Source organism: Streptomyces sp. H27-D2, assembly GCF_035828615.1.
GTDB lineage: Bacteria > Actinomycetota > Actinomycetes > Streptomycetales > Streptomycetaceae > Streptomyces.
In genome coordinates this window covers 1-7930 of the sequence record NZ_JAYMZR010000170.1, presented here as the reverse complement: position 1 = coordinate 7930, position 7930 = coordinate 1, and the positions used below count along the sequence as shown (strand labels likewise).

10 protein-coding genes and 1 pseudogene are annotated in these 7930 nt (G+C 70.4%); 5 read left to right on the top strand and 6 right to left on the bottom strand.

What is annotated here, in order from left to right:
* Positions 1-110: 110 nt before the first annotated feature.
* Positions 111-284: pseudogene (locus tag QMK28_RS33245) on the bottom strand (XRE family transcriptional regulator); the annotation flags it as partial.
* A 118-nt stretch (positions 285-402) separates the two neighbouring features.
* On the opposite strand from QMK28_RS33245, the gene QMK28_RS33240 reads away from it, so the two are divergent.
* From QMK28_RS33240 to QMK28_RS33230, 3 genes are all read left to right on the top strand, one after another.
* Positions 403-627, top strand: coding sequence for a hypothetical protein (locus tag QMK28_RS33240; RefSeq protein WP_326443418.1), 225 nt, complete (start codon positions 403-405; stop codon positions 625-627).
* The gene (locus QMK28_RS33235) at positions 624-890 is read left to right on the top strand and encodes a DUF7848 domain-containing protein (protein ID WP_326443417.1); all 267 of its coding nucleotides are present in this window, start codon (positions 624-626) and stop codon (positions 888-890) included. Before QMK28_RS33240 ends, QMK28_RS33235 begins: the two co-directional genes overlap by 4 nt.
* A gap of 469 nt (positions 891-1359) precedes the next feature.
* The gene (locus QMK28_RS33230; protein ID WP_326443416.1) at positions 1360-1488 is read left to right on the top strand and encodes a hypothetical protein; all 129 of its coding nucleotides are present in this window, start codon (positions 1360-1362) and stop codon (positions 1486-1488) included.
* 82 nt (positions 1489-1570) lie between these two features.
* On the opposite strand, the gene QMK28_RS33225 is transcribed toward QMK28_RS33230, so the two are convergent.
* Positions 1571-2404, bottom strand: a complete 834-nt coding sequence (locus QMK28_RS33225; RefSeq protein WP_326443415.1) for a DUF1206 domain-containing protein — start codon at positions 2402-2404, stop codon at positions 1571-1573.
* Positions 2405-2527: 123 nt separating this feature from the next.
* On the opposite strand from QMK28_RS33225, the gene QMK28_RS33220 reads away from it, so the two are divergent.
* On the top strand, positions 2528-2650 hold the full coding sequence (locus QMK28_RS33220; protein WP_326443414.1) for a hypothetical protein: 123 nt from the start codon (positions 2528-2530) through the stop codon (positions 2648-2650).
* Positions 2651-2763: 113 nt separating this feature from the next.
* Here the strand turns inward: QMK28_RS33220 and QMK28_RS33215 are convergent, their stop codons facing one another.
* The 4 genes from QMK28_RS33215 to QMK28_RS33200 all read right to left on the bottom strand — a co-directional run bounded on the left by QMK28_RS33215 (position 2764) and on the right by QMK28_RS33200 (position 7557).
* Positions 2764-4074, bottom strand: coding sequence for a DUF2786 domain-containing protein (locus QMK28_RS33215; protein WP_326443413.1), 1311 nt, complete (start codon positions 4072-4074; stop codon positions 2764-2766).
* A 386-nt stretch (positions 4075-4460) separates the two neighbouring features.
* Positions 4461-5498 (bottom strand): GNAT family N-acetyltransferase, encoded by a 1038-nt coding sequence (locus QMK28_RS33210; RefSeq protein WP_326443412.1) that lies wholly within the window; start codon positions 5496-5498, stop codon positions 4461-4463.
* Between the two features lie 257 nt (positions 5499-5755).
* Positions 5756-7006, bottom strand: coding sequence for a L,D-transpeptidase (locus tag QMK28_RS33205; RefSeq protein ID WP_326443411.1), 1251 nt, complete (start codon positions 7004-7006; stop codon positions 5756-5758).
* 191 nt (positions 7007-7197) lie between these two features.
* Positions 7198-7557 (bottom strand): hypothetical protein, encoded by a 360-nt coding sequence (locus QMK28_RS33200; protein ID WP_326443410.1) that lies wholly within the window; start codon positions 7555-7557, stop codon positions 7198-7200.
* 108 nt (positions 7558-7665) lie between these two features.
* Between QMK28_RS33200 and QMK28_RS33195 the strand changes: the two genes are divergently transcribed.
* A partial coding sequence (locus QMK28_RS33195; protein WP_326443409.1) for a hypothetical protein occupies positions 7666-7930 on the top strand: 265 nt, incomplete at its 3' end.

Below are 7930 nucleotides of genomic sequence, written 5' to 3'. Positions count from 1 at the left end.
TGGAACCCGGCGCCCACCCGACGCGACAACCGGGCCGTCAACCTGCCCCAGCCCGGAAAGAACCGCACCTCGCAAACACAGAGTCCCCGTCAGCACACCGACGAGGACTCATGAACGATCGAGGCTAACGTCTCCGCCGCCAGCATGGCCGTGGTCCGGCGCGGCGTTCGGCCGAGGTTGACCCACCGTTCCACGGATTTGGGATCCATCTCCGTCTGCGCTGCCAAGGTCGCGCAGGTCCACCCTCCAGCCGCCATGGCGGCTCGTAGTCTCTCGTTCGGCACCGCAGTCTCACCCCGCAAGTTGGGACGTTGCTAGGGACGTTGTACACCCACTGGGACGTCCCAAAATGGGTTTTGGACGAGGTACCCACGTCCCTGGAGGCGGCGCCACGCTTCCTGCATGAGCGACATGGACGCCCTCCAAGTGGGCACGCTGGCGCTGGACGTCAGCACGGACCGAGTAGGACGGGTGATGGGACACGTCGGCCCCTACGTACAACTGAGGCCACCTGGAGGTGGGCGCGAATGGGATGCGCTCCCCGAGCAGGTCCATCCGGCTGATGAGTGGGCAGAACTGCGCGCAAGGATCTCGGAGATCAACGCAAACAGCAGGAGCATCCTGTGACGCGTTCGGTCTACCGCTACATCTCTTGGACCATGGGACCGGATCCTGCCCGAAAAGCACCCGAGATGGTGCACGAATTGCAGTGCACCACCTGCGATCTGGGTTCCGGCGAGCAGGAGGTGTTCGAGAAGGCACGGGACTGGGCCTTCAAACACATCGGCGGCCATCCCTCGCACCAGAGTTACCGCGAGATCGTCACCCGCTTCTGGTGTATGGACTCGGGTGAAGCCGACGATTGGGGCAGCGACTGTTCACCTTACTGATCGTCACCTTCTGAGTCGCCGCCATCGTGCCGTTGGCAACGCTCGGCAACCCCGCCAACTGCTGATTCCGCGGAACAGAGCGGGTCCGCAACCCGCTGCACGGTGCTGCTAACCAGCCGTTGATGGATGCCATCCGGCCATGCCTAGTGAGCGGTGTATGCCACTGGCATTTCAGTGACACGTTTGCAGCATGGCAAAAACTGGGGGCGGTGTCTTTGGAGGGCTCGGGCGCTGGTGGGGAGTCATCACCGCTGCGCTGCTCGTAGCCGCATGGATCAACTCTGTCGCTGGGCCAGCGGTCGTGATCACGCTGTCCGTCGCTACAGCAGCGTGGTGCTTCTTCCGGGCACCCGTAACCTGCGGCGCACCCGTGCGCGGGCACCCGGACGGCTGTCGCAACAACGCGGCCGGGCTGCTCCTTGGGTGTCACATCCGCCAACATCGCTGGGAGAAACTGAAGATGTTGATCGTGCGACGCCAGCTGCGGGCCTTCTGCTCCGGACTCTTCTCCGACGGGAAAGCAACCGTCGTCACACTGGCCGGAGCGGGAAGCCTGCTGTCGGGTCTGGTCGCCCTGGTCCCCGGTATAGCCGTCTAGACAGAGCGCCAATCCAGGCGAATTCGCATGCTGTTCGCCGGCAGTCGCGCTGTCCGGGGCCGACGGGCCCCGCTGTCGGCCCTCACACCTTGCGCCACCGCGCCATCGCGAAGGAGAACAGCCCGAACATCACCAGCCCCACCGCCATCACCACCAGCAGCCACCGGCCGGCCGGAGTGTCCGCGAAGGACCGGAGAGTGTCGTCGAGACCCTTCGCCTCGTCCGGGTCGTACTTCACCGCGGCCGAGACCGCGAAGCCGCCCGCGACGGTGAAGACGACGCCCCGGCACACGCCGCCGGCGACGCCGAGCACGTCCACGGCCTGCTCCGTGCGCTTCGACATCTCGGAGAGCTTCAGGTGCTTGCGGTACTTGCGTTGGATCGCGCGCACCACGATCCAGAGGCCGGCTCCCACGATGACCAGGCCGCCGAGGCCCACCAGCCAGCGGCCGAGGGGCAGTTCGAGCGCTCGGGCCGTCACGTCCTGGGACTGTTTGTCGCTGGAGCCGCTGCTCTTCTCGCCCACCGCGAAGGAGATCACGGAGTAGGCGACGAGGCCGTAGAAGACGCATCGGACCGCCGACGTCAGCCGCTTGCTGACCTTATGGCCCTTGGGGCCGGCCGCGCCGAACAGCGCTTCGGAGAGCCGCCACAGGGCCATGCCCACCATGCCGATGCCCAGGGCCCACACCAGGACCGCGCCGAAGGGCTGCTTCGCGAGTTCCTCCAGCGCGCCGCCCCGGTCGGCCTGCTTTCCGCTGTCGCCGAAGGCGATGCGCAGGGCGAGCAGGCCGACGAGTACGTAGACCGCGCCGCGAGCCGCCAGGCCCCAGCGGGCCGCGGCCTCCATCGCTGAGCTGTCCGAAGCCTGCTTGGCGGATCGACGGCCTCGTCCCATCACTGATCGCGATGTCATTGCCGATGCCTTCATATGCTGCGACCTCCTGGAGTCACCACACCGTGTTCCCAGGGCTACGGATCGGAAACGGCGGGCCCCGGGCGGAGGGCCCGGACGAGGGGGCCTGGGCGGAGGGCCCGGGTGGGGCAGGGCGGGGGGAAGACGTTCCGGATCGAGCAGGCCATTCACACCGCCGACGGCGTACTGGCCGCCGAAGTGTCCAGCGCGAGCGCTTCCGGGCCCTCGCCGACGACGCGCGGCTGATGGGGCTCTGACCGCCGGGGACCACGCGGGGACCATCGGGGACGAGCGGGACCGCCCGCCGCTTCCGCGAACCGCCGCTACATCCGCCGCGCGCGGAAGCGGAACCGTGACGGTCAGCCCTCCGGGATCACCCCGCTGCGCCACCGCAGAACTGCCTGGTCGGCCGCCGCCGTGCCGTGCGCCCAGCCCTCCGCGTCGCGACCGCCGCGCATCCGGTGCGAGACCCGGGCCGGGAACATCCGCTCGGCGGTCTCCTCGACCGCGACCTCCCGTGCGGCGAGCACCGGCAGCAGGTCCGGCGCGCCCGCCCCGCCGCCCCCGCCGCCCCCGTCGGCGCCCCCGGCCCCGGCCGCTTCGGAGACGGCCGCGTCGGTGGCGGCCGTCAGCCGGTCGCGGATACGGCCCGCGTAGGCGAGCAGGAAGGACTGCCGGAAGTCCTTGGTGCGGCGCGAGCGGCTGCGGGCGTGGTGCTGGTTTCCCGCGCGGTTCATCGCGGTGGTGGCTTGCAGGAGCAGCGAGGTGTAGAGCAGCTCGACCAGTTCCAGGTCGGATTCGAAGCCGACGACCGTCGAGAAGTCGAAGTCGTTCGACCAGACCGCCTGGCACCGGTTGGCCGCCGCGACGGCATCCAGGAGTAGCGCCTTCGCCGATTCGTACGGACCCTCGACGCCGATCCGGCACGCCCCGGGGCCGTCCGCGGGGCCGCCCGACGCATGGGCCGCGAGCAGCGCCTCGGAGATGCTGTGCTGCGCCATCAGCTGCTGGGCCTTGGCGGAGAGCGCCTCGGCCTCCTCGGCGAATTCGGTGGACTCCGCCTTGGCGAGCAGCGCCCTGATCCGGCCGAGCATCCGGGGCGCGGCGGTCGTGGCGGGTGCGGGCGCGGGGGTGCCCGCGTCGGCCGTACGGGGGTTCGTTCCGGGCGCGGTACGGGAGTCCGTACGCGGCCCGGCCGCACCCTGCGCCCCCGGCGGCGGCCCGACCGGAGCGATGCGCGGCAGCCGGCCGACCGTCCGCAGCAGTACGAGCGCGCAGCCCGCCGTCTCGAAGCGGCTCATCCGCTCCCGGCGCGCGAAGCCCTCCAGAAACGTCTCGTCGCCGTCCCACCACACCGTCGCGTCCAGCTCGCGCAGCTGGCCCGCCCAGCGCGGGTCCAGGGTCGCCGCCGGATAGCGACGCGCCTCGGCGGCGATCGAGTCCACGGCGAAGCGCAGTTGCTCGGGCGCGAGGTCGCGGCGGACCAGCCGGATCAGGTCGGCGGGCTGCCAGCCGTCCTCCCAGCAGCGCCGCAGCCGGGCCGAGGCGGTGCCGAGCAGCGCTCGGCTGACCGCGTCCCAGCCCTCGGCGGCTGCGGTCAGCTGCGACGCTCCGGAGTCGACCGCGTCGTCGAGGGCCGCCTCCGGGGCGTACAGGACGCTGCCCAGCACGGTTCGCAGCAGCTCCGCCGCGCCGGCGCTCGCGCCGTCGGGACCGGCGCTCGCGGCACCCGCGTGCCCGGCGCTCGCGCCCCCTGCGCCCGCGCGCCCGCCTCTCGCTCGCTCACCACCCGCACGCTCACCACCTGCGCCCCCGCCACCCGCACGCCCGGAGCGCGCGTTCCCGCCATCCGCGCCCCCCGCGCCCGCGCGCTCACCACCCGCGCCGCCGCTCCGCCGGTCCTGCTTGCCCCTGCTGCCCACTTGGTGCCCTCTTCCGTGATGTCCGGCGGCGGGGCGCACGAACGCCGCCACGAGCCGCCACGAGCCATCCTGCCCCGAAGGCCACCGGTCGGCGAAAAGGGGGCTCGGCAGGGGCTCGGCGGTGCCGGCCGGGCTCAGAGGCGGATCTGGTACACGGCGGCGGGGCGCTCCGGCCGGTAGCCCAGTGCCGCGTTGACGGCGATCATCGGTGCGTTGTCGTCGGCGACGGTCGTGGCGATCTCCCGTACGGCCGGGTGGCGCTCGCGCAGCACCTCCAGCATCCGCTGCTTGACGACGCGGCCCAGGCCGTGGCCCCGGTGGTTCGGCAGGACCACCGTGTCGTACTGGACGGCCCGTGCGGACTCCGGCGTGGGCAGGACGAGTTCGGTGTACCCGGCGACCGTGCCGTCCGCCGCGAGGGCGGACACCGCCAGCATCACGCCGCCGCGCTCCACCGGCACCCGCGCCGCCGCGCGCACCCGCTCCGCGTCCCAGCGCGGCGGGCGCACCTCGAAGTCGCCGCTCGGGGCGTCCTCCATCGACTGGTGAGCGGCGGCGAAGGCCGCCGCGTGCTCGTCCGGCGCTATCCCGGTCCACTCGGCGAAGCGGTAGCCGTCCGGCAGCCGGAGCCGCCCGCGCGCGCCCTCCGCGTGCGGAACGCCGGGCGCGCCCCCCGGCGCCGTGTCCACCGGCGCCGTGTCCGCCTCCGCGACGTCCTGCACGTAATAGTTCAGCGGGAGCACCCGGTCGAAGCCCCTGGCCCGCGCGAACGCCTCGCCCGCGCCGCCGCCTTCGAGCATCACGCTCGCCGAGCTGCGCCCCTCCGTGACCAGCACCGCTTGCAGCGCCTCCCACAGCCGGGCGCCGATGCCCTGCCTGCGCTGGCCGGGGCGTACGGCCAGGGTGTCGACGAAGGCGGTCTTCGCGTTCTCCGGATCGTCGTAGAGCCGCAGCGAGGCCACCCCCGCGTACCCGGGCCGGCCGTCCGGCAGCCGTACGCCGAGGTGCAGATGGCGGCTGCCGAGGCCGGCGATCCGCAGTTCGCCCGCTGTCGAAGCCCGCTCGGGACCGGGCACCGTGGGCGGCAGGTCGTGGGCGTGTGTCTCCGCCAGGACGGCGCACCAGGCGTCGATCTCGGCGGCGGTGGGCGGGCTTCCCAGAGGCATCATCATGCGCTGGACCGTACGTCACCGGCCGTCACCGGCGGCAGCTTTTCCGGGCCGCACCGGCTCCGTACGGCCCGGCCCGGTCCGGCCTCGTACAGCCCACCCGGCCCCGCTCGCCCCAGACAGACCAAAGGCGGCGACCGACGGAGTACGTCGGCCGCCGCCCGGCGGAACAGATCAAACACAACCGGTCGAGCGGACCGGGGTCCTGGGGCCGCTCGACCGGTGAAGGCTATCGGTGCAAGAGTTTCGGAGCCCGGCGGTCAGCCGTTGAGCGCGCTGCCCTGGGTCCAGGTGTTCCAGTCCATGTTCCAGTCGCTGAGGCCGTTGTCCGGAGCGATGGTCTTGTCCGGGGAGCCCTTCATGACCACGACGTCGCCGGTCTGCGAGTTGTCGAAGAACCAGGCGCCGTCCATGTTCGGGTCGCCCGCGCCCTTGGCGTCGTTCAGGCCGATGCAGCCGTGGCTGGTGTTGGCGCTGCCGAAGATCGAGTCGGATCCCCAGTAGTTGCCGTGGATGAAGGTGCCGGAGGCCGACAGGCGCATCGCGTGCGGCACGTCCGGGATGTCGTACTCGCCCTTGCCGTCGCCGCCCTTGAAGCCGACGGTGGCGCCGTCCATCCGGGTCTGCTTGAACTTCTCCGCGATGACCATCTTGCCGTTGTAGGTCGGGTTCTCGGAGCTGCCCGCGGAGATCGGGATGGTCTTGATGGTCTTGCCGTCACGGACCACGGTCATCTTGTGAGTGTTCGCGTCGACGGTGCTGACCTGGGCGTGACCGACCTTGAAGGTGACGTTCTTGTCCTGGACGCCGGTGACGCCGCTCGCGCCCTCCACGCCGTCCAGCTTCATCTTCATGGTGACCGTGGACTCGGCCTTCCAGTACTCCGCGGGCCGGAAGTCGAGCCGTTGCGGGCTGAACCAGTGGCCGACGACCTTCTGGCCGCTGGTCGAGTTCACGTTGATCGCGGACTCGACGGCCTTCTTGTCGGTGATCGGCTTGTCGAAGTTGATCGACACCGGCATGCCGACGCCGACGGTCGAACCGTCCTCCGGCGTGAAGTTTCCGATGAAGCTGTCGCTCGGGGAGACCGTGGAGAAGGCGGAGTTCGCGGTGACCTTGCGGCCGTCCTTGTCCTTCGCCGTCGCCGTGAGCTTGTACTTGCTGGAGCGCTCCAGCTGAGCGTCCGGCTTCCAGGACTTGCCGTCCGGGGAGATGGTGCCCTTGACGGCGGCACCGGAGGTGACGGCGGTCATCTTCACGACGGAGAGCTTTCCGTCGCTCACGGTGACCTTCGCGTCACTGTTGATGCCGGCGTTGGAGGTGCCGTCCCTCGGCGCGATCTTTATTCGCGCGTCGGAGGAGTCCTTGGCCGCGGCCTTGTCGACCTCCGCCTGGGACTGCGAACGGTTCGCATCGCCGTCGTCGCTTCCACCGCACGCAGCGAGCGTCAATACGCCGCCGAGCAGCGCGGCCGCGGCCACAAGGCCCTTGCGACGCTTGCTGTTCGTCATCACACGCTTCTCCATTGCTTACTGGACCCCAGAATCCCCGAACCGGGCTGTAGGGCAGACCTCTCCCGGCTAATGCTTTAAGAACACCTCTACCTCCTTGTCGGTTCCCTCAGGTACCAAACTGTGTCCAACGCCACCCACGAAACGACCCCGGGCCGGCCAGGGCCGCCCCGGGGTCTATATGGCGTGGATCACACCCGTGCGGGGCTTCCGGCCTCCTCGCCGTCGCTCTCGTCCTCCCCGTCGTCCTCGAGGTCCCACTCGGCGGAATCCGGGTCGTAGTCGTCGATGCCCTCACTGCTCCAGGAAGCCTGCGCGAGCTCGACTCCCGGCACCCCCTTGACGAGGTCGGCGGGGTCGATCAGGTACGCCAGCGCCTCCGCGCCGTCCGCCCGCACCGAGGACTCGGCGTGACCTCGCTCCTCATCGGGCATGAAGTCGTCACCGGCGATGTGCGCGAGGGCGGCGCCTGTCAGATCTCCGGGGTCGCTGACCTCCACGACGAGTTCCACCTGAAGCCGTACAAAACGTGATGTCTCATCTGTACTCATGGAACGGAGCGTAAGCGCCTCGGGCGACGCCCCTTCCCCGCGACCCGCAGCTGTCACTAACATCAGCCCTTACGGCCAATTCACCGAAACCACAAGGGGGATCGTTCCGTGACCGTACGCCGACCGCTGATCACCGCTACCGCGGCTGGCTCACTGCTGTTCGCCCTCTGGTTCGTCCCCTCCGCGAATGCGACGGTCGACGACCACTCACCGGCCTCCCCGCCCCGGACGGAGGCCGTGTCCACGCAGCAGCAGGCTCACGAGGTCCAGGACCTCTCCCTCGCCGACACCGGCAGCGTCGACACCACTCCGTACCTGCTCGGCGGGACGGCCTTCCTGGGCCTCGGCGCGGCGATGGTCACCGTCTCCATGC

Bases quoted from the DNA above. Each gene is read 5' to 3' on its own strand.
- QMK28_RS33200 (WP_326443410.1), bottom strand. From the start codon at position 7,557: ATGAGTACAGATGAGACATCACGTTTTGTACGGCTTCAGGTGGAACTC.
- QMK28_RS33210 (WP_326443412.1), bottom strand. From the start codon at position 5,498: ATGATGATGCCTCTGGGAAGCCCGCCCACCGCCGCCGAGATCGACGCC.
- QMK28_RS33240 (WP_326443418.1), top strand. From the start codon at position 403: ATGAGCGACATGGACGCCCTCCAAGTGGGCACGCTGGCGCTGGACGTC.
- QMK28_RS33225 (WP_326443415.1), bottom strand. From the start codon at position 2,404: ATGACATCGCGATCAGTGATGGGACGAGGCCGTCGATCCGCCAAGCAG.
- QMK28_RS33205 (WP_326443411.1), bottom strand. From the start codon at position 7,006: ATGACGAACAGCAAGCGTCGCAAGGGCCTTGTGGCCGCGGCCGCGCTG.